Consider the following 19,519-nt stretch of genomic DNA (forward strand, 5'->3'; position numbering starts at 1 on the left):
ATTATTTAAATTAAACTTTTGCAACCACCAGATTCTCCCACCTAAACTTCTCAGGAGGACAGGCACGTATACATTTCTGACAGTTTGAACCATCACACAAGTCTGTTCTTATAAGTACAACTCCCTCCTCATCCATCTCAATGGCATCGTTTGGACAGACCAGGATACATTTACGACATTCCTCGCAATCTTCGATCTTCATGGTAAGATAGGTACCAACCCTTTCGATAACTGAAAGGCCTTCATCTCCAAGATCTGCAATGTCCCTCTCAACAAGTTTTGAAACCTGAGGAGCTTTTGCAGGTTCATCCAGATTTGAAAGGTTCTTCTTTTTCAGATATTTCTTGAACATCTTAAAGGGCATACCTTCACCCCAGTATGCAAGCTCAAGGACATAGGTATCCTGGAATGCCTTATCCATTGCAAACATCACATGATTTCCGACTATCTTTTGAGATATATCCTGCAGTTCCCACAGTCGGTCCTCTGATAGAAGTATTTCCCGTGCAAGGGTCAGGGACGTATTTCCTATCTGATATACATCATTCACTCCAAAGGGGATCATTCCTATCCTGTGAGCCTTTACTGCATCCATATAAGTACCCGCTGCCCCGGACATATATGCAGTTTTGATATCCTGCATTTCGATACCTGCAACATTGCATAGGGTGATGTGACCTGCCCTTATGGCTCCTATGGCCCTTCCGGCTTCTATAAGGTCTTTTTCTGAAAAGCGGATATTGTCCTGCAAATGTAGGATCTTATCAGTGGTGTTGATCCTTGGCAGCTGTATCAACCCTTTCCCCATGGATTGTTCAATCAGGGCAATAACACCTGTTCCGGTGATCCCCTTTGCCCTTATATCCCCTTTCTGGACAACCTCACCGCTTTTTGGATCAACAAGGTCCCCTTCTACAGCAGTCAGTTCATCGTCCAGAACGTAGTTGCGAAGAGAATCATTTTCGAATTTCACATCAGATATTGCATTTGGTGATGCCAGTATACCATCCCGTATCTGCTGGCCCTCAAGTGCAGGGCCTGCAGCAGCTGAGCCAGTATAGATTACATTGTCCACCTTCAGGGCCATTTCTGCATTTGTACCATAATCCGTGGCTATTGATATATCATCACTGTCAAGCATTCCGGATTTTACAATCAGGGCCAGGGCATCGGCTCCGACCTCATGCTTTATTGCAGGAGGAATCATAACCTGACAATCCCCGAAATCTTCAAGACCCGGTATATCACTGGAACTTATAATAGCAGCTTTTCTCTCCTGCTCCTTTATATTGAGTTTTTTCTTCTTTCTCTCACCTGCATATGCAAGGTCTTCAACAGGAATTCCCTGGAATAATGATAACTGGATAGGGTTACCACATACTGCAATACGATCAATTGAACTCTGGTCTGTCCTGAGCATATCAGATATGTTTTTAAAGGCGTTTATAACCAGCTCATGAGCTATGTCCTGTCCGTAGTTTACCGCAAAATCAAGGTGATCCATCACATTTGCACCCGGAAGAGGGTTTCTTAGAGAAATTACAGTCTTTCCAATATTCCCACTCTCCAGATCAATTCTCTGTGCCCTGAACCCGCTGGTTCCAAGATCAATTGCAATTCCCTGTTTCATATTAGTTCCCTCTGCCATTTGTTATCTATGATCATTAAAAAAGGAGAGGAATATTGATTATATCCCCCTCTTAAAAAAAGGTGACAAAATAGCCATTATTTATAGTACTCATCCCTCCCCTCAACAAGTGCCTTTACATTATCAAGCGGAGTATTTGGAGCGATACCACATCCTGGAGCGACTACATCTATTCCACCATCCAGGGCCTTTCTGACATCCTCCCGCACTTTCTCGGGGGTACCGCTAAGCAGTGAGAACGGACTTGATACATTACCCACCAGTGTCACCCGATCACCAACGGTGTCCTTTGCAGCCTTTACATCAGCAACCTTCTCCTCAATACTTAGAGCCTCAAATTTACAGTCTGCCATCATATCCAGTATAGGGGTCACATTACCACAGACATGCAGAACAGTGGCAGAATTTACACTCTCTGCGAATTTTTCAAGTCTTGGTTTGAGTCTGGTCTTGAAATCATTGGGGTTCATAAGGTCAGGTGAAGCTACCGGATCTGCAACACATATAACATCTGCTCCGTTTTTGACAAGACCATTTGCATATTCAATGCATGCATCTGTAGCAAAATCAAGTATAGCTTCAAAATCATCAGGTTTTTTTATTGACCATTTCATGAACTTGCTCACACTGCAAAGATCAGAAGCAAGAGTCACTGGTCCTTCCATACCGGCAATCAGTGGTACATTTTCACCTACCCTGTCTCTGGCTATCTTTGCAGCCTCAAAAACTGCAGGTATCCTGCCAGTTTCCAGGAGATTGTCAGGCATTTTCAGATCATCTGTCCCGCGTGTATATGGATGATCTGTAATCGATGGCTGTCTGTTCTTTGTGCCCATGTTCACCCCGCACCCCATAGCTTCAGCAAGTACTGTAAGACAGTAGGGATAACGCACTGCCTCAAGTCCTGCAATCTCATGAGAGGCAAGTGCAAGCTTTGCCATTTTTTCAGGGTCACTGTGTGCCTCAGGCCATGCAGCATCTGTTGCATCCATCAATTCTACTATAGCGGTCTGTGTAACTGAAACCGCAGGTGCTTTATCTACAGGTTTTGCCTGTAATGCATTCAACAGTCTTTCTTTAAGATTTAAATCAGTCATTATAACTCCTTCTCCTAGACTATATCCTTGATCTAAAAGAAGTACATATAGTATACTTCCTTTCTTATTAGGTAATATTCAATCCAATCTACTCACAATGAACATATGTTCATCATTACATAAACTGTAATTTAATTATATATAAATATTTCTTTTGTGCATTTTTAATATATAAAGATATCCATACATATTTAACAAATTGACATTCCTGTTTATCTTCAAAAAGTAGTCTTTTGCTATTGAATTTTAAGATGAGAATTAATATTCAAATATAATTCAAGATTATTAAACCGAATGTTTTATATAATATTGTTGAAAATTCTGATTTAATTAGACATATATATTCATTTCTATATTTATATGAATATAAACAAATATAATCATATAGTAAAGTGTAGTTAGAATCATATTTTCAGATCATTGCTCACACTACATAAATATTATATAGCAAATTATATATATCTAATTGGCTCAGATTTCGATTTTAATTTGAGAGCACATACCTTACCATATCCTTTCGGATAAATATTAGCAAAAGGTCATATTTTTTGAAAAAATATAACTCTACATACCACCAGATTAAAAATAACAGCTAATGCATATTTCAGGAGATCAGACCATAACACTCAAAATATACAATAGCCTCACCGGCAGAAAAGATAATTTCCAGCCATTAAATGGCAATACAGTGGAAATGTTTACCTGTGGACCTTCAATATACAGGATTCCACATCTGGGCAATTACAGAACACTGCTGCTGGCAGATGTTCTGGCAGAGTATCTTAAATACCGGGGATTTAGTACCATACATGCACTCAACTTTACTGATATCGAAGATAAAGCCATCAAAGAAGCAGAAAGCAATAACATGGCAATGTTAGAACTTGTTGACTATGTTGCCGATAGAACCCTAAATGAAATGGAAACCATCGGAGTCAAGCCAACCTATAACCCCAGATCCTCAAAAAGCATAGATGCTGCAGTAGAGATTATTGAGGGATTGCTCAATAAAGGATATGCATACTGGTATAAAGGCAATGTGTATTTCAGGCTGGAAAGGTTTGCTGAATACGGTAAACTTGCGGGTATAAAAAAATCTGAAATTCCTGAACAGAAAAAAAGATTTCACAGGGATACCTATCCAGGCAATCCCCGAAATATCGGGGATTTTATTCTCTGGCATGGATACAGAAAAAACGATAACGTTTACTGGGATACACCGATAGGAAGAGGAAGACCATCATGGAATGTCCAGGACTCTGCAATGATACTGAAAACAATGGGTTCTTCAATCGACATAATGTGTGGTGGAGAGGACAGCCTGGCAAGACATCATGATTACAATATAGCAGTTATGGAATCATATACTGATAAGAAAATGGCCCGATACTGGATACATTGCAGTCATCTTCTGGCTGGTGGAAAAAAAATGTCAAAAAGCAGAGATAATATTATTCTTCTGGAAGATCTGCTCAAAAATGGATATACGCCTGAGGAAATAAGATTCTTCCTTATATATGGCCACTACAGGCAAAAACTCAATTTCACATACAAAAATATAGATAAGTCCAGTGAAAAACTCAAATCTGCACATGAGATGATCAGGAAGATACAAGCCATCACAGAAAATAAAGGAAGACAGGTTCATAGAACTCAGAAAGAAGACGAAATTGAAACTGCTTTCATTCAGATGATGGATGATGATCTGAATGTAGGGGAAGGTTTTGATACTATCTTCAGAAAACTTTCACAGATCAGGAAATCGGGATACAATATCAGTGTCAGGGAGGCTGGGGAACTTATCGATTCTGTACAAAAAATTGATCAGGTGCTCAAGATAGGTCTCTTAGATATTAGACAATAAGTCTTCTTTTCATGAGATTTATCGACAGAACGAAAAATATCACAGTCACTATAATGATCCATCCCAGATTTAAAAGAAGAGACATATCAGCTACTCCAAAAGTCAGTGATCTTGCAATGATCACCAGATGCGTAAGTGGTAGAAATATCAGTGCAAAATACTGAACCGGTACAGGTAAAAGGTCCAGGGGAAAGAAGGTACCGCTAAAGAGGAACATGGGGGTTATGAACAGTGTTGCCGGATATGTAAGCGATACAATATTTGGAGCAATTGCAGTAAAGCACATGGCAATACCTGCAAAAAGCAGTCCTGCCAGAAAGGCCAGGGGAATGATCAGCAATGATGCAGGAAGATCGATCAGACCAAATGCTGCAAGTACAGGCAGCATGATGGTGGCACTGATGAAACTTCGTGTGGCACCCCAGATAAGTTCACCCACAATCACCTCATCAATGTTAAGTGGAGTGGCTATAATTGCATCAAAAGTCTTCTGAAAATACATTCTCACATAGGAAGCATATGTACATTCAAAAAACGAGGAATACATTATAGATACTGAGATCAGGGCAGGAGCAATGTACTGGGCATAGGACACACCTTCAATTTCATCAACAAATACCCCAAGGCCAAATCCCAGTGCAAGCAGGTACATTATAGGTTCCAGAAACGGTGGAATTACATTCAATTTTATTGTTTTCCTGAAAACATCCCAGTTCCTGAGCCAGACCTTGAACACACGATAGCTTATGTCAGGCAGCTGAAAATATCGCATCTTTTTCACTCCCTGAGTTTTCTTCCTGTAATCTTTAAGAATACATCCTCCAGGGTTGCCTGACGGGCAGTTATCCTGCTCAAAGAACACTGACCCATGATCTGCTTCATAACCTTTTCAGGATCATTGGTATAAACATGTATCATCTCCCCTGCTATATCAAATGACATGCCATTTTTATTGAGGCATTTCAGAGCCTGGGGATCATAATTCAGTTCAAGTATATCAGTTCCTATATGCTCATTCACAATTTCCTTAGGTTTTCCTTCGATCAGGATCTTTCCATGATCCATTATTACCAGTCTGTCACACAGATATGATGCTTCTTCCAGATAATGGGTGGTAAGAACAATTGTAACTTTTCTATGTTTAAGGCCCATTATCCTGTCCCATAATATATGCCGTGCCTGGGGATCCAGGCCAACAGTAGGTTCGTCCAGCACCAGCAGTGATGGATTATTTATCAGAGATCTTGCAAGAATCAGACGCCTTTTCATTCCACCTGAAAGGCTTTCTGTCATTGTATCCTTCCTGTCCTGGAGATGAACAAAATCCAGCAATTCATTGATTCTCTTTTCAGCTTCTTGTGGTGGAATATCAAAATACCTTGAATAAACCAGCAGGTTTTCATATACAGTAAAATCCGGATCCAGATTGTTTTCCTGGGGAACAACACCCATCTTATGTTTTATCTTCCTTTCATTTGATTCCACATCCAACCCCATTACCTCCAGTCTGCCGGATGTCTTAGGAGATACGCACTGGATCATTTTCATAACAGTGGTTTTACCTGCTCCGTTTGGCCCCAGAAAGCCATATATTTCCCCTTCCTCAACAGTGAAATCTATCTGATCGACAGCTATAAAACTATCAAATTTTTTAATCAGCTTTTGAGCAACAATTACAGAAGATATACAGCGTCACCCCTTTACAACATATCACAAAGACACTTTCACCCGAATACCTTTATTTTTAGATGGTATCCAGGAATCCAATATCAAATACAATTTATTATTCAATCTCATGGAACGGGACCTGTTCCAGCTTTTCAGGGTCTGTAACATCCTTATGTACATAAAGTTGGCACCAGCAGGTCTTCATAGCATCAAAGTGCTTGCGATGATAGGGTATGCAGGGACAGACAAGTTTCATCCTCTCCTCCCTTGATTCCGGTAGTGCCTGACATGGACAGAAAGGTGCTCCCATCTTCTGCTCAATTTTTACTTCCTGCTCCAGTAAAAAATCAACAAGTTCTTCATCCGGGTTGAATTTATAGCCCAGTGGATCAATGATTCTCTGGAACAATTCTCTCAGTTTCTTTTTACGTTCCCGGATACTCATTCAACCTCTTCCTCCAGGCCAAGAAGCTGTGCATATTTTTTGGGATTGTAACCAACCACAACCTCATCTCCAATTTTCACAAAAGGAGTTGCAGTCGTGCCACCTGAATTTTTCATATCACTGAGTATCTCTTTACGGCTTTCCTTATCTTCCAGGTCATAATCCACATATTCATAAGGAATATTTTTCTCCTCAAAGAATTCCTTTGCCTTTTTACACCATGGACAGGTACTTAAGGTATACATAAATACTTTTTTCACAGTTTTACACCTTCCATATCGATCATTATCTTCTGGTTGGATACCATGCATCTGAAAACCGGGATTTTTATCTCCTTTGCCACCAGAAACTCGCCAGTCCTGATATCAAATATCCAGTCATGGCAGGGACATTTGATTGTATATCCATCAAGAGTTCCTCTTGAAAGGGGACATTCCATATGAGCGCATTTATTGGAAACCGCGTATATTTTCCCAGACTTTTTAACAAGCATGATGGAAGTTCTGTTAACAGAAACAGATACCGGTGATTCTTCCTTCAGATCCTTTTCATCCATTACATAAACCCATGATCCTGCAGATATTACCTGCACCCCCTTTATATCCATGTTAAACTGGTATTTCTGTACATATTAATGTTTCCACAAACGTATGAAATAGATCTGCCGCAAACAATATATCATCTGTAGCCAATATTGACCTCAGGGACGTCAGGGGATAATTAGTGGTTTCACAATTTCATATTCCAGATTCCGATTAGTATCTATGGGGTAATTGATATGAGATCCGGTAGCAGCAATAAGCCAAACAGGCTCATTCATGAGAACAGTCCGTACCTGCTCCAGCATGCCTATAATCCAGTTGACTGGTATCCATGGGGAAAAGAAGCATTTCAGACAGCCAGACAGAAGAACATTCCTGTCTTTCTTTCAATTGGATATTCTACATGCCACTGGTGCCATGTAATGGAAGAGGAGTCATTTGAAGACCCTAAAATCGCAGATATGATGAACAGGACCTTTATCTGCATAAAGGTGGACAGAGAAGAGAGGCCTGACATTGATAGTATGTACATGAAGATCTGCCAGCAGATGACAGAAAGATGTGGCTGGCCAATGACAGTAATAATGACCCCTGGAAAGGTACCATTTTTTATATCCACGTATGTTCCAAAAAAGAGCGGTCTTGCAGGAATAGGTATGGCTGATCTGATTCCACAGATAGCCGAGATCTGGAAGACACGCCAGGATGAAATTGTGAATAAGACCGAAGAGATCAAACAGAGACTGAATAGAATAACTGCAGCCCCTGAAGGAGCAGAATATATTTCACCCAAAGATGTCATTCAAAAGGGCTACCATTTACTTGCCCATTATTACGATCAAAATTATGGGGGATTTGGCAGGGCACCTAAATTCCCGGCTCCCCATAACATAATGTTCCTGCTTCGCCACTGGAATTACACCGGCAACACTGATGCTCTGAAAATGGCAGAAACGACCCTTACATCCATGCAGCTTGGAGGCATATTTGACCATGTAGGATATGGTTTTCACAGGTATTCAACCGATGAAAAATGGAAACTACCCCATTTTGAAAAAATGTTAAATGATCAGGCACTGCTCGCACTTGCATACACTGAAGCCTATCAGGCCACCGGAAAGAAAGTATATGAAAATACAGCCAGAAAGATCCTTAGATATGTCCTGAGGGACATGAGATCAGAGAAAGGTGGTTTCTATTCTGCAGAAGATGCAGATAGCGAAGGGGTGGAAGGCAAATTCTATCTATGGACAGAAGATGAAATCCGCTACATACTGACCCCAGAAGAGGCGGATCTGGTATGCAGGGTATTCAATGTGAAAAGGGAAGGAAACTTTGCAGAAGAATCTACCGGCAAACTTACAGGAAACAATATTCTCTATATGAAAGGTGAAACGTCAGAAATAGTTGAACCTACTGAAAAAGAAAATGAAGAGATACAAAAATTGCTTAATCAGGCCCTTGATAAGCTATATGAAGTACGTTCTGCCCGTGTACATCCACTTAAAGATGATAAAATATTAACCGACTGGAACGGGCTTATGATTGCAGCACTGGCAAAGGCCAGTGGAGCATTTCAGGAACCAGAGTATGTAGAATATGCAAAAACATGTACCAAATTCATTCTTGATAATATGTATGATGGATCCGGCAAGCTGTTACATAGATATCATCGGGAAAACGCTGGAATCGATGGATTTGTTGATGATTACGCTGCATTTGTCTGGGGCCTTATAGAGCTCTATGAAGCAACCTTTGAGGAAAAATATCTTCAGAAAGCCCTGGAAATCAATGATTATTTTATATCACATTTCCAGGATGAAAAGGGCAGAGGATTCTATTTTACATCTAATGACAGATCTGGAGACCTAATCGTGCGCAGCATGGAAATATGCGACACTTCCATGCCTTCAGGAAACTCTATGGCAGTTCTCAATATTCTAAGACTTGCAAAAATGACTGGCGATCATAATCTCGAATCAGTTGCCTCAGAGGCTATCAGACATCTGGCAGCTGCTATTTCTCATAATCCGATTTCTTCCACATATCTGCTTTCAGCCTTTTATTTTGCATCTGAACCCGGCTGCGAGGTTGTTATTGCAGCAGAGATAGATAATGCAAAAGATATGATCGAAGCATTACAGACAAATTTTATTCCACAATGTGTATATCTTCTCAGACCTGCAGATTCGTCGGAATCGTTCACCGAAACTATCGGATATTTGAAAGAAATGAAAGGTATCAATGGCAGACCTGCCGCATATGTATGCAGAAACTATACATGCAGTAGTCCAGTTACTGATGCTGTTGAGATGATGGACCTTATTGAATATGGAAAAAAGAACCATTAACGAATTTTAAATCGATCAATTGAGAATGAACCGGAAAATATTGATGGGGCCGCGGAGATTTGAACTCCGGTCGCAAGACCCCCAGCCTTACAGGATCGTCCAGGCTACCCTACGGCCCCTCGACAGTTAATCATATCGAAGGTATTACTACAGATATATCTTTCACTATTTCATCTTTTCTAATCAGGACTGCATTCTATTCCATGTTCTGTAGGCTTCGAGTATCTCTTTGCCTTCAACAAACACCAGTCCATTATCCTCTGCATACCGGATGGCATCTTCTTTTGACAGGGCAAGGCCATTATGATCATCCAGCATCTCACATATAGCCATTGCAGGTGTTATACCTGCCATCTTTGTAAGTGCAACAGATAGTTCGGTTTGTCCGCACCGATCATCCAGCAAATCCTCTGCAGCTCTCAGTAATGCAACATGGCCTGGGGTTCTAAACTCTGAACCAAATTTAACATCTATCCCTTCCATTACATCACGAACAATTTCTCCAATTCGGGATATTGTCAGTGCCCGGTCATTATCAGGTATGCCTGTCCGGGTATTTCTGTGGTTTACCCATAGAGAGAAAGATGAGCGTGAATCATATTCTATGTCACCACTTTTTTCAATAATTCCTGCAAGTGCGGGATTGACCGTTGCAGCATCACGCAGCATGTCTGCCATAAATACAAGCCCGAGCTTTTCAGAAGCATCCGGACCTACTGAAACACATATCAGCCCCCCTCCGTCCTTGCGCATAACTCTTACATCAGAAGGATTTACTGAAAGGGCAGGTATTGCAAAATCAGTTTCTTCCTCCCTCCCTTCCATATCAAATAGCAGAATCATCTTTCCTTGTCTGAGTGACTCAAGTGCTCTCTTAACATTTTCACTGAAACTATCATAGTTCATACTTTCAATCTCCTCACAGGCAGTGGAATGTATTTGCCACTATCCTGACCCTGTTCCCATCCTCCAGGTCAAGTGTCTCCCGAAGTCTAACCGGTGAAATGATCTCCAGTAGATCCGGAGGATAATGTGATCTTTCGGGAACAATAACTGCAGCCTGTATGTTCTCAATGACCACAGGGTAGCAGACCCCACCGCCAAATGTACGCTCCCTGTCTGTGAACCCCTCTATTTTCATTGCATGGGTATCTTTCAATTTCTGATGCAGGGATGAACCGGAGCCATCCAGGCGGACATTCAAAGTACCTGGATAGGGAACAAAACCAAGTATCTCCCTGAACTGGGACCTATATCCCTCTTTGCTCATGTAGTACTGTCCTTCACCCAGCCCTGTTATCACAGTACCGTGCAGTTCCACATGTCCGGAATATCCTGAAAAAATGAACTGATAATCTGCATATTCCTTTTTCAGCAATTCAGTACCCTTATCCGTAAGACAGACAATCTGACCACCTGAAACAATATTTCTCCTGATCAGACCCTGATCTTCCAGATTTTTCAGGACCCGTGCAGCTGTTTTTGAGCTGGTGGATATATGATCCTTGAATTCTGCAGACGAAATTTTTATTCCTTTGTTCATTGCACCGATCAGTGCCAGTTTTTTCAGGGGCTGGATGATATTCATATGAAAATAACCTTTGATCTCATTTTTGAGATACATCTCATATATGAGAAGAAAATTAATAAACCTTTTTACCCTGCCAATCATCTCTCAAATCGTGCAATTACTGCAAGATGATCCTGATGAAAAGGAGAAAGTTCACTTTTTTTTATTATCTCAAACTTTCCTTCTTCTACATTCATCAGCTCTCTTAGCTGAGATTGATAGATCTTTTTTGGGTCTGCTACAGTATCAACACTTCTGGCTTTAATTGTGAGCATGAGCAATCCCCCGTCTTTGAGATAATGATAGGAATTTATTGCCGCAATCTCTGCCTGGTTTGGCTGGGCTATATCCTGAAATATGACATCCACCATCTCAACAGTGCCGGAATATGAAAGAGGTCTGGAGGCATCTGAGAGTACAGGAATTATGTTTGAACGCATCTCACACAGACCAACAAGATCCCTCATGACACGGGATGAGAATTCAACTGCATATACAATACCCTCAGAAACAATATCAGACACATGACTTACTGTGGTACCTGCTGATGCTCCAAGGTAAAGTATCTTCGAGTCCTGTGTTATATGAACCGGAAATTTTTTGATTGCCATTGCTGCAAGTTTGCTTCTGCGAGGATTCCATTCCCTGTATTCCCTGCCTTCGATCTCTACCAGCTTTTCACCATACACACTGGTACCAGGCACCATATTACAGGTAGCAAGCTTTCGATTTCCATCATTTATTTCAAAAATTCCAGGATATATTTGATTCAGATACATCACTTACGCCTGCCTGCCCTTCCTGATGATTTCTTTTTTGGTTTCTTCGATTTGGGAGGAGAAGAAGATGATCTTTTGATCTCTTCTATTTTTGCCTCAAGCCTTTTTGTTAGCTGCGCATCCTTTTGCAGATTTTCAGAATACGAGTCCTTGCGTGCTGCCATGGCAATGGTGGATGCAAATGCCCTTGCAATCCTCCCCCTCTGCCACCATGGACTGCCTTTGATAAGCGGATGATTGAATATTACACCATGTTTGGGCGATGGTGCTCTTGACCTTAGATGTTTGAAAAGGGCCCTGTTTGCTCCCAGTACCTGAATTGTACTTGAAGGCATTTTTGCCAGTTTTTCAAGTCCTCCTGCAATACTTATCAAACGCGCGCCAAGGAGAGGTCCTGCAATTTCAGTCAGGTTTGGAGCTGTCTTTTCCATACTATCCCGGATATATTTTTCAATATCCCTGCGATTCCTGTACAGGTCAGAAATTGTCTGTCCAAGGTCCTGCATGATCGCTTCGTCTTCCGGTGTAAGACTGATTCCCATCGAGGTCCTTGCTTTTTCAAAATAGACACTGTCTGTATTAATATTTGTTCTGGACCCATGCTCTGCTACAAATTTTGCAAGTTCATCACCTGTCAGTTTTAATTCCGGAAAGTGTGCACCATACCATTCCAAAAGTCTTTCTGAAAGTGCATTTGAGGTTTCATCAATATCATCAAGGGCATTTATTGCCTGCACGATCCTTATATCAGGAGATTCCATAGAGGATATCTCAAGCTTTACTGCCCTGATACAAACCCTGCGCAGCAGATCATAGTATTCACTGCTGGAATTTATAAATCCGCAGTGAATGGCATCTGATACCAGGTTCCTGCCTGCAGGGCGACTGTCATGACAGGAAGGAACCGGAAGATGCATTAGCCTTCTGCCAAGTATCTGTATATCCTTTTCAGCTACATCGCACCTGAGGATGGCACTATCGTCATCCAGTAAAAGCGATCCAAACCAGGCAGGATGTTCCATAGTATCCATTTTCAGATCTCCTCTATAACAGCTCCACTATTATTTCCCCTGGTGATCATAACATCTCCTCCAATACCTTCATTCAGCACCTGTCCTGCCTTCTTTGCAATCCGTTCTGAATTGGTCCTTCGGTCTGAGATTGCATATACTGCAGGTCCAAAAGAACTCATGCCTGCACCTTCTGCTCCATGTTCGATCATGGTTTCCATAAGCTCACTCACAACCGGAGACTGGATCGCAATTTCACGTTTCTTGAATCCTGTGGTTTGCAGATGATTTACAGCCCTGCCAAATGCCTCAATATCCTTTTCCATTATAGCAGGTATCATCTGCATAAGGATTGTGTGAGATACTGCCTGCACTTCAGCCAGGGGTATGGGACATTCTCTACTGAATATATTCATTTCTTCCTTATCATGTGCACCTTTTATACGGGGAATAGCAAGGATTATATCCCAGTCAGGAAAATCATGCCTGAATATCACAGGTGCAGGAGGTTCCCGGCTGGCTGCAGAAGGTGAAAATGATTTTTTTCTGCTGAACCTGTGGCCGGCATCAACAATGAATCCTCCATGTTCAAATCCTGCAACTCCAATCCCTGATGTGCCTCCTCTTCCAGCCATCTCAGCCAGTTCCCTTACTGTATATTCCAGGCCATAGAGCCTGCAGGCAGCCATTGCAGCACACAGGGCAGCCTGGGTACCTGAACCAAGACCTACATGGGATAAAACATCCTCTTCCACATGAATACATATGCCCCCTCTGCCCTTTAGAACAGAATCTGCAGCCTGTTTCATCTTATTCTTCAGATGGGAACCATCATGCACCTCTAAGGTATCGGATTTTTCAGCCACGATCCTTATACAGGGATAATCAAGTGTAATTCCAGCCCCACCATCCACCCTTCCAAATTCTGCATTAAGATCTATAAGTCCAAGATGTAATCTGGAGGGAGAGGTTATTCTGATCATAGAATTACATCAATGCAACATAATATTAAACATTGATGCCAGTTTCAGGCATCTTATCCCTCAAGACCCATGTGCTCCAGCATATGGTGATAATGTTCTGGTTTGGCCAGCGAATAAAAAGCTCTTCTTACAACTTCACTCAGTGATGGATGGATATCAATGCATCGCATGATAGGATCAGCACTCCGGGTCAATGTATACATCAAAGGGATGATCTCATGAATGAGAACTGATGCCTGGGGTCCAATAATATGTGCCCCTACTATCCGGCCATCCTTTGTAAGAATAACCTTTACAAAATAATCCCTCACCTTCATGGCCTGACCCTTTGCAGTATCCTCAAATCTGCTAAACCCTATGATCACATTGTCCCTGCCATAGGCACTTATGGCTTCGTTCTCAGCCATCCCCACACCGGCAATTTCAGGATGAGAAAAAACTGCATGAGGAACAGCATGATAATCGGCCTTTATTTTCTTGTTTTTGAATGCATTGTAGTATACCACCATTGATTCATAGTTTCCCACATGCTTGAACAGATACTTTCCATTACAATCCCCCATAGCCCAGACATTCTCCATTGAAGTCTCAAGATACTCATTAACCTTGATCCAGCCGCTATCGTCGGTATCAATCCCTCCTTTATCAGGATGGAGAATATCACTGTTGGGAATACGGCCAGTTGCAACCAGTATCTCATCAACTATAATCTCTTTGTGGTCTCCTGTATCTCGATCACGCGCCACTGTTTTTTTCTGTCCGTCCCCTGCATCCTCTATCTCAACAATTTCATGATTGGTCCAGATATCCATGTATCCGGACATGACCTTTCTGGCAAGAACAGATATCTCCCGCTCCTCACCAGAGAGCAAAAAGGGATTTCTGCCGGCAATTGTAACCTGCGTGCCCATTGAAGAGAAAAAATGACCATATTCTGCTGCAACATACCCGCCACCAATTATCAGAATACTGGAAGGCCTCTCTGTGAGATTGATGATGGAATCACTTGTATGGTAATTTACCTTATCCAGTCCCTTAACAGGAGGAACAGAAGGACGTGACCCGGTACAGAGAAATATTTTTTCCGCTGAAATAGTCTGGTCACCCACTTTCATGGTATAGGGTGCAACAAATTCCGCAGTTTCCCTGAAATAGTCCACATCATCAGAGTGGATAAGACTCTGGCGTATCAGTTCAATATCTTCCCCAATCTTGCCCCTCATATCCTCCATGACCTGTCTGAAATCAATATTCTCGATCCTGGCATCTATTCCAAATTCTGCGGATCTCTGGACATTGCGTATAAGTTCCGCCGGGTACAGCAGGAGCTTTGATGGTATGCATGCACGTGTAAGACATATCCCCCCGGGTTCATCCCTGTCAATTACTGCAATCTTCATCTCAGGGTGATCCTGAAGTATGTGGTCAATATAGTTCATTGCAGAGCCTGTTCCAACTACAATAAGGTCATATTTGTTCATTGTTTACCCCACCTGATCTAGGTTTTCTTTAGATGTTATTTATTTTTTGTTATGGATTGTGTGGATGTGAACTACACCACGCTTACGCATGGTGCTTCTTGCTTCATTCTTTTCTCTTTTGAGAACAAGTCCACAAGCTCTTCCCGTAGTTCCTACGGTGCTAAATACCTATTAAGTTCTGCTTATCTAAAGCAAACTTTTTGATATTAATAGCGGCATTAATATCTCTGTCGTGATTGGTTTTACAATCGGGACATTGCCATTTTCTATCTGTAAGTGTTAACTTTCCGTTGTGGTAGCCACAAACATTACAGATTTTTGTACTTGGCTCGAATCTTCCGATACGGAGTATGGTTTTTCCGTACCATTCGGCTTTATATTCGAGTTTTTTTACGAAAGAACTCCATGATGCATCTGCTATACTTTGTGTAAGACAGTGGTTTTTCAACATACCGCTAACGTTCAAAGTTTCCAATGCTACCGCTTGATTCTCGCTTATGAGCTTAGAGGATAACTTATGTTGAAAATCATTTCTTTGGTTGGCAATTTTTTCATGGAGTTTTGCTACTGCTAATTTTGCCCTTTGTCTATTAGCTGAACCTTTTTTCTTTTTGGAAAGTCTTTTCTGCAAAACTTTCATTCTTTTCATCGAGTTTTTAAGATATTTCGGATTATCAATTTTCTCACCAATTGAAGTAATGGCAAAGTCTTTGATTCCAACATCAACACCAACCGTTGTATCAATATTGAATGATTTATTTACAGGATTTTCTTTTTCATCATCGATGAGAATACTAATATAGTATTTTCCAGTAGATGTTCTACTTACTGTTGCTGTTTTCTCTTTACCTTCATATCTACGATGTAGTTTCGCATTTATCCATCCAATCTTAGGTAGTTTAATTTTATTATTTTCAAAATCCACTTTGTAATGTTGAGGAACAGAAAAGGATTGAACTGGATTTTTCCTTGATTTGAACTTAGGAAAACCTTTCTTTTCCCTGAAAAATTTTGTAAATGCATTGTCAAGATTAAGTGTTGCTCCCTGTAATGATTGAGAATTAATATTTTTCAACCAAACATGTTCTATTTTTAATTCAGGTATCATTTTGTTCAATGCAAACCTTGATATAGAATTACCTTCTGCTTCATATGATTTTATCTTATTTTCTAAAGCCCAATTATAGATGAATCTACTAGCACCAATATGTTGTGAAATCATTTCTTCATGATTTTTATTCGGATACAATCTATATTTATAGGCTTTCAACATACACTTTATCTAATGACTTTAACATTATTTATAATATGCGTTAAAAAGATGATGCTTTCTCATTAGTACGCATTCATCTCCTAGCTTACGCAAGGAGTCTTCTGCTAATTAAGATAAAATTTCCAGAACATTTTATAGAGTATGAACCAAAATGTATAAATATTCATACCTGATAAGATATTTTGGGGGTTAAAAAAATGACAGAGATAATACAGTCTCCATCTGTGTACGAATGTTCAGACGAATCAAACAGGAACCTTAACATTGAGATCAAGATTCCTGGAGTAAAGAAGGAAAATGTTGTTTGTCAGATAAATGAGAACAGCTTTTCTCTGAGAACAGTAAATGGTGAAGATAAAATAGGGGGTACCTATCCGATATTCTGTCCGGTGGATGCAAAAAGAGCAATCTGCAGATATTCCAATGGCAAAATAATCATCACAGCTCCAAAATGGGCATAATCTGATAATTATTGAGCATTGCGAATCTAAAATCTACAAAAGTTGAGATTTTTACTTTTTTACTTTTTTTTGTAGGGAAATCCAAATTCTCGAATTTCTAAAGATTGAGATTATATAATCATATATATATCATTTAATTCACAGTTAATGTTTTGATCTCATCCATTTTCCATAAAAAAGTTCATGAGTGAATTTTTCATCTTATCCAGTTCAACATCAACTATCTCCTTCTGTTCTTCCGGTGGAAATTCTTTAAAAACGGAGAACTTACCAAATCGTTTCTTTGAGTCAGTCAGAAATCTTCCATCCAGAAGTATTCGGGCACCATAATCAGATGGCGAGCGAACAACCCTTCCCATTGCCTGTCGAATCTTCCTTATTGTAGGGATCTGGACAGCATACTCCCAACCAGATCCGTAACCAAATGCATGATCATAGGCAGATTCCACTGCCCTCATCCGATCATCCAGTCCCGGATATCCAACACCAACTATCACCACGGTCCTGGCCCTCTCATCGCGATAATCAATGCCCTCACTTAGCGTACCCCATAGGTACGATATAAGGACAGCCTTCTCTCCACTTTCTCCGATCCTGAAGAATTCGGTCCTCACGTTCTGGGCAGACACTCCAACCTCGTCCAGAAACACAGGTATATCTTCCATCTTTGACTGGATCTTTTCATAGTATCTTGCAGCTTCAAAGGAATTCTGGAAAAAGATGATTACATTTCCTGCAGAATACTCTATTGAATCCAGCAGTCCTTTTTCGATAGCCTCAGAAGCCTGAATATCATCTCTGTTCTTTGAAAAGAGGGGAGGTATGGAGACTGCTATTGTAAGTCTTTTTTCCAGTGGAAATGACGTGGCGTAGGCAATCTCACATGTATTGCGATTTATTCCACATGTGGTTTTTACCATATTGAATGGGCGAAGGGTTGCAGACATGAGAATCGCAGAATACAGCGATTCAAAGAGTGGCTGGGTTACATTTTTAGGTATACAGGTAAACAGTTCAAGACGACCGTATATTTCATTATTTGAATCCCTTCTGACATTGAGAACAGGATAGTAATTTGGATTATTGGAAAGGTACAGGTAGCTTGACAGAAATGCAGCTGTCTGGTGTATATGTGAACGTTTGAGAACAGTTGTCAGTCCCTTCTTATACTGATCCCTGTAAGTTTCATCAAGCTGTGAGCCAAATTCTACTGCAGTTGCCAGAAGTTCCTGAATGCTTTTTTCATCGGCAAATCCATTCTCACGTGCACTGCGCAGGAACCTGGCTCTTATGATATCATTCCTTTCATAGGGATCACTTATACGTATATCATACCATCTGCGACCAACTCTTTCCCTTTCACCGAACCTGAACCTGGAATTGTAGGTGTCCTGTATTGTTGAAAGAAGAAGGGAGAACAGGTTATGAAGTCCTTCCTCAGGTATCTGATCAGAATTTGCATCTATTTCAGATATGGTCTTCTCAACAGTATGTTCGGTCAGGGTGATGGAAGAATGGGAACGTGCAGAGGATTCGATATTGTGAGCTTCATCAAATATCACAATTACATCCCCGGGTTCTTTTTCCAGCCATCCAAGGAGTGTTGAGAAGATGTCGCCATTGAGTATATGATGGAAATTGCATATGACAAGATCTGCATATTTTAGTTCCCTTTTCAGCAGTTCGTATCCACACATCCCCTTTCCAAATGCAAAATCGTTCACCTCTTCCGGTGTGCGTACATCATCAAATAGCCAGTTCCTGAACATTTCACTGTCATATCTGAGCACCTCATACAGTTCATTGCATGAACGGTTGCGAACGGTCCTGGCCTTTTCCTGTGCAGCATCAAGTTCCTTTACCAGCTCATCTCTAAGGGACACCATTGAGGGATCCCTTGACTCTTTATAATTCTGGGATGCTGATTTGATCTCCTGTTTTTTTAACTGGATCTCTTTTTCAAGTTCCAGTACCTCAAATGTGTTTTCCCGCCTTAGATTGCATTCCTCATAATCCAGTTCATGGGGGCATACGGCAGCCTTTCCTTTGACAACTGCCACCCTGATATCATTATTCTTTTTGATCTCCCGGGCCTCATTTACAAACTGAACCATCTGCTGGTGTACATTGGTTGCTATAATCACAGTTTTATCTTGCTGTCTGCCCACATGCAGGGCCGGAGCCAGGGCACTGAGAGTCTTTCCTGTGCCGCAGGCACCTTCAAACAGTACGATTTCCTTCTCAAGCAGTGCTGAGTATATCCTATCCATTGCATCCTTTTGGTTTGGATAGCAGCTGCTTTTCGGGAAATATTTCAAATATCCTCCTCTCTGGGCCATGCATCAAC

At 41.0% G+C, this 19,519-nt stretch carries 18 protein-coding genes and 1 tRNA gene; 3 read left to right on the forward strand and 16 right to left on the reverse strand.

From position 1 onward, the window contains the following. Positions 1 to 10 precede the first annotated feature (10 nt). Both MZHIL_RS09825 and mtaA read right to left on the reverse strand, forming a co-directional pair. On the reverse strand, positions 11 to 1,630 hold the full coding sequence (locus MZHIL_RS09825; protein WP_013899227.1) for a methylamine methyltransferase corrinoid protein reductive activase: 1,620 nt from the start codon (positions 1,628 to 1,630) through the stop codon (positions 11 to 13). A 95-nt stretch (positions 1,631 to 1,725) separates the two neighbouring features. Next, positions 1,726 to 2,745, reverse strand: a complete 1,020-nt coding sequence (mtaA, locus tag MZHIL_RS09830) for a methylcobamide:CoM methyltransferase MtaA (RefSeq protein ID WP_013899228.1) — start codon at positions 2,743 to 2,745, stop codon at positions 1,726 to 1,728. A gap of 595 nt (positions 2,746 to 3,340) precedes the next feature. Here mtaA and MZHIL_RS09835 point away from each other — a divergent pair. Then, positions 3,341 to 4,609 carry a class I tRNA ligase family protein gene (locus MZHIL_RS09835; RefSeq protein ID WP_013899229.1) on the forward strand — a complete coding sequence of 423 codons (1,269 nt, stop codon included), beginning with the start codon at positions 3,341 to 3,343 and terminating at the stop codon, positions 4,607 to 4,609. Here MZHIL_RS09835 and MZHIL_RS09840 read toward each other — a convergent pair. The 5 genes from MZHIL_RS09840 to MZHIL_RS09860 form a co-directional block, all read right to left on the reverse strand. Next, positions 4,599 to 5,381: an ABC transporter permease gene (locus MZHIL_RS09840; protein WP_013899230.1), complete on the reverse strand. Its 783-nt coding sequence runs from the start codon at positions 5,379 to 5,381 to the stop codon at positions 4,599 to 4,601. The genes MZHIL_RS09835 and MZHIL_RS09840 overlap by 11 nt on opposite strands. Positions 5,382 to 5,386: 5 nt before the next feature. Beyond that, entirely contained in the window at positions 5,387 to 6,295 is a 909-nt protein-coding gene (locus MZHIL_RS09845) for an ABC transporter ATP-binding protein (protein WP_048815572.1), read from the reverse strand. 97 nt (positions 6,296 to 6,392) lie between these two features. Further along, positions 6,393 to 6,722: a ferredoxin-thioredoxin reductase catalytic domain-containing protein gene (locus MZHIL_RS09850; RefSeq protein ID WP_013899231.1), complete on the reverse strand. Its 330-nt coding sequence runs from the start codon at positions 6,720 to 6,722 to the stop codon at positions 6,393 to 6,395. Continuing rightward, the gene (locus MZHIL_RS09855) at positions 6,719 to 6,982 is read right to left on the reverse strand and encodes a glutaredoxin family protein (protein WP_157209669.1); all 264 of its coding nucleotides are present in this window, start codon (positions 6,980 to 6,982) and stop codon (positions 6,719 to 6,721) included. The genes MZHIL_RS09850 and MZHIL_RS09855 overlap by 4 nt, the downstream gene beginning before the upstream one ends. Further along, the gene (locus MZHIL_RS09860) at positions 6,979 to 7,329 is read right to left on the reverse strand and encodes a Rieske (2Fe-2S) protein (protein WP_013899233.1); all 351 of its coding nucleotides are present in this window, start codon (positions 7,327 to 7,329) and stop codon (positions 6,979 to 6,981) included. The genes MZHIL_RS09855 and MZHIL_RS09860 overlap by 4 nt, the downstream gene beginning before the upstream one ends. A gap of 171 nt (positions 7,330 to 7,500) precedes the next feature. Here MZHIL_RS09860 and MZHIL_RS09865 point away from each other — a divergent pair, with 171 nt between their 5' ends. After that, complete coding sequence (locus MZHIL_RS09865) at positions 7,501 to 9,615, forward strand: thioredoxin domain-containing protein (RefSeq protein ID WP_013899234.1); 2,115 nt, start codon at positions 7,501 to 7,503, stop codon at positions 9,613 to 9,615. A gap of 44 nt (positions 9,616 to 9,659) precedes the next feature. On the opposite strand, the gene MZHIL_RS09870 is transcribed toward MZHIL_RS09865, so the two are convergent. The 8 genes from MZHIL_RS09870 to tnpB all read right to left on the reverse strand — a co-directional run bounded on the left by MZHIL_RS09870 (position 9,660) and on the right by tnpB (position 16,711). Further along, positions 9,660 to 9,734, reverse strand: a tRNA-Pro gene (locus MZHIL_RS09870). Positions 9,735 to 9,798: 64 nt separating this feature from the next. Next, positions 9,799 to 10,521 carry a 3,4-dihydroxy-2-butanone-4-phosphate synthase gene (gene ribB, locus MZHIL_RS09875; protein ID WP_013899235.1) on the reverse strand — a complete coding sequence of 241 codons (723 nt, stop codon included), beginning with the start codon at positions 10,519 to 10,521 and terminating at the stop codon, positions 9,799 to 9,801. A 13-nt stretch (positions 10,522 to 10,534) separates the two neighbouring features. Next, positions 10,535 to 11,203, reverse strand: a complete 669-nt coding sequence (locus MZHIL_RS09880; protein ID WP_048815721.1) for a winged helix-turn-helix domain-containing protein/riboflavin kinase — start codon at positions 11,201 to 11,203, stop codon at positions 10,535 to 10,537. Positions 11,204 to 11,283: 80 nt separating this feature from the next. Then, positions 11,284 to 11,967: a fibrillarin-like rRNA/tRNA 2'-O-methyltransferase gene (locus MZHIL_RS09885; RefSeq protein ID WP_157209670.1), complete on the reverse strand. Its 684-nt coding sequence runs from the start codon at positions 11,965 to 11,967 to the stop codon at positions 11,284 to 11,286. Next, positions 11,964 to 12,995: an NOP5/NOP56 family protein gene (locus MZHIL_RS09890; protein ID WP_013899238.1), complete on the reverse strand. Its 1,032-nt coding sequence runs from the start codon at positions 12,993 to 12,995 to the stop codon at positions 11,964 to 11,966. Before MZHIL_RS09890 ends, MZHIL_RS09885 begins: the two co-directional genes overlap by 4 nt. 2 nt (positions 12,996 to 12,997) lie before the next feature. Continuing rightward, positions 12,998 to 13,957 carry a beta-ribofuranosylaminobenzene 5'-phosphate synthase gene (locus MZHIL_RS09895; RefSeq protein WP_013899239.1) on the reverse strand — a complete coding sequence of 320 codons (960 nt, stop codon included), beginning with the start codon at positions 13,955 to 13,957 and terminating at the stop codon, positions 12,998 to 13,000. Between the two features lie 53 nt (positions 13,958 to 14,010). Next, a complete protein-coding gene (locus tag MZHIL_RS09900; protein WP_013899240.1) occupies positions 14,011 to 15,438 on the reverse strand; it encodes a dihydrolipoyl dehydrogenase in 1,428 nt (475 codons plus the stop codon). 160 nt (positions 15,439 to 15,598) lie between these two features. Next, on the reverse strand, positions 15,599 to 16,711 hold the full coding sequence (gene tnpB / locus MZHIL_RS09905) for an IS200/IS605 family element RNA-guided endonuclease TnpB (RefSeq protein ID WP_013898129.1): 1,113 nt from the start codon (positions 16,709 to 16,711) through the stop codon (positions 15,599 to 15,601). 197 nt (positions 16,712 to 16,908) lie between these two features. Here tnpB and MZHIL_RS09910 point away from each other — a divergent pair, with 197 nt between their 5' ends. Then, the gene (locus tag MZHIL_RS09910) at positions 16,909 to 17,172 is read left to right on the forward strand and encodes an Hsp20/alpha crystallin family protein (RefSeq protein WP_013899241.1); all 264 of its coding nucleotides are present in this window, start codon (positions 16,909 to 16,911) and stop codon (positions 17,170 to 17,172) included. A gap of 158 nt (positions 17,173 to 17,330) precedes the next feature. Here the strand turns inward: MZHIL_RS09910 and MZHIL_RS09915 are convergent, their stop codons facing one another. Then, complete coding sequence (locus MZHIL_RS09915; protein WP_013899242.1) at positions 17,331 to 19,511, reverse strand: ATP-dependent DNA helicase; 2,181 nt, start codon at positions 19,509 to 19,511, stop codon at positions 17,331 to 17,333. Positions 19,512 to 19,519 lie beyond the last annotated feature (8 nt).

Source organism: Methanosalsum zhilinae DSM 4017 (assembly GCF_000217995.1).
Lineage (GTDB): Archaea > Halobacteriota > Methanosarcinia > Methanosarcinales > Methanosarcinaceae > Methanosalsum > Methanosalsum zhilinae.

Excerpts from the sequence above, each read along its gene's own strand:
- tnpB (WP_013898129.1), bottom strand. The coding sequence starts at position 16,711 with ATGTTGAAAGCCTATAAATATAGATTGTATCCGAATAAAAATCATGAA.
- MZHIL_RS09840 (WP_013899230.1), bottom strand. The coding sequence starts at position 5,381 with ATGCGATATTTTCAGCTGCCTGACATAAGCTATCGTGTGTTCAAGGTC.
- MZHIL_RS09910 (WP_013899241.1), top strand. The coding sequence starts at position 16,909 with ATGACAGAGATAATACAGTCTCCATCTGTGTACGAATGTTCAGACGAA.
- MZHIL_RS09860 (WP_013899233.1), bottom strand. The coding sequence starts at position 7,329 with ATGGATATAAAGGGGGTGCAGGTAATATCTGCAGGATCATGGGTTTAT.
- MZHIL_RS09865 (WP_013899234.1), top strand. The coding sequence starts at position 7,501 with ATGAGATCCGGTAGCAGCAATAAGCCAAACAGGCTCATTCATGAGAAC.
- ribB (WP_013899235.1), bottom strand. The coding sequence starts at position 10,521 with ATGAACTATGATAGTTTCAGTGAAAATGTTAAGAGAGCACTTGAGTCA.
- MZHIL_RS09900 (WP_013899240.1), bottom strand. The coding sequence starts at position 15,438 with ATGAACAAATATGACCTTATTGTAGTTGGAACAGGCTCTGCAATGAAC.
- MZHIL_RS09915 (WP_013899242.1), bottom strand. The coding sequence starts at position 19,511 with ATGGCCCAGAGAGGAGGATATTTGAAATATTTCCCGAAAAGCAGCTGC.
- MZHIL_RS09835 (WP_013899229.1), top strand. The coding sequence starts at position 3,341 with ATGCATATTTCAGGAGATCAGACCATAACACTCAAAATATACAATAGC.
- MZHIL_RS09890 (WP_013899238.1), bottom strand. The coding sequence starts at position 12,995 with ATGGATACTATGGAACATCCTGCCTGGTTTGGATCGCTTTTACTGGAT.
- mtaA (WP_013899228.1), bottom strand. The coding sequence starts at position 2,745 with ATGACTGATTTAAATCTTAAAGAAAGACTGTTGAATGCATTACAGGCA.
- MZHIL_RS09825 (WP_013899227.1), bottom strand. The coding sequence starts at position 1,630 with ATGAAACAGGGAATTGCAATTGATCTTGGAACCAGCGGGTTCAGGGCA.
- MZHIL_RS09895 (WP_013899239.1), bottom strand. The coding sequence starts at position 13,957 with ATGATCAGAATAACCTCTCCCTCCAGATTACATCTTGGACTTATAGAT.
- MZHIL_RS09880 (WP_048815721.1), bottom strand. The coding sequence starts at position 11,203 with ATGAATATCATCCAGCCCCTGAAAAAACTGGCACTGATCGGTGCAATG.
- MZHIL_RS09850 (WP_013899231.1), bottom strand. The coding sequence starts at position 6,722 with ATGAGTATCCGGGAACGTAAAAAGAAACTGAGAGAATTGTTCCAGAGA.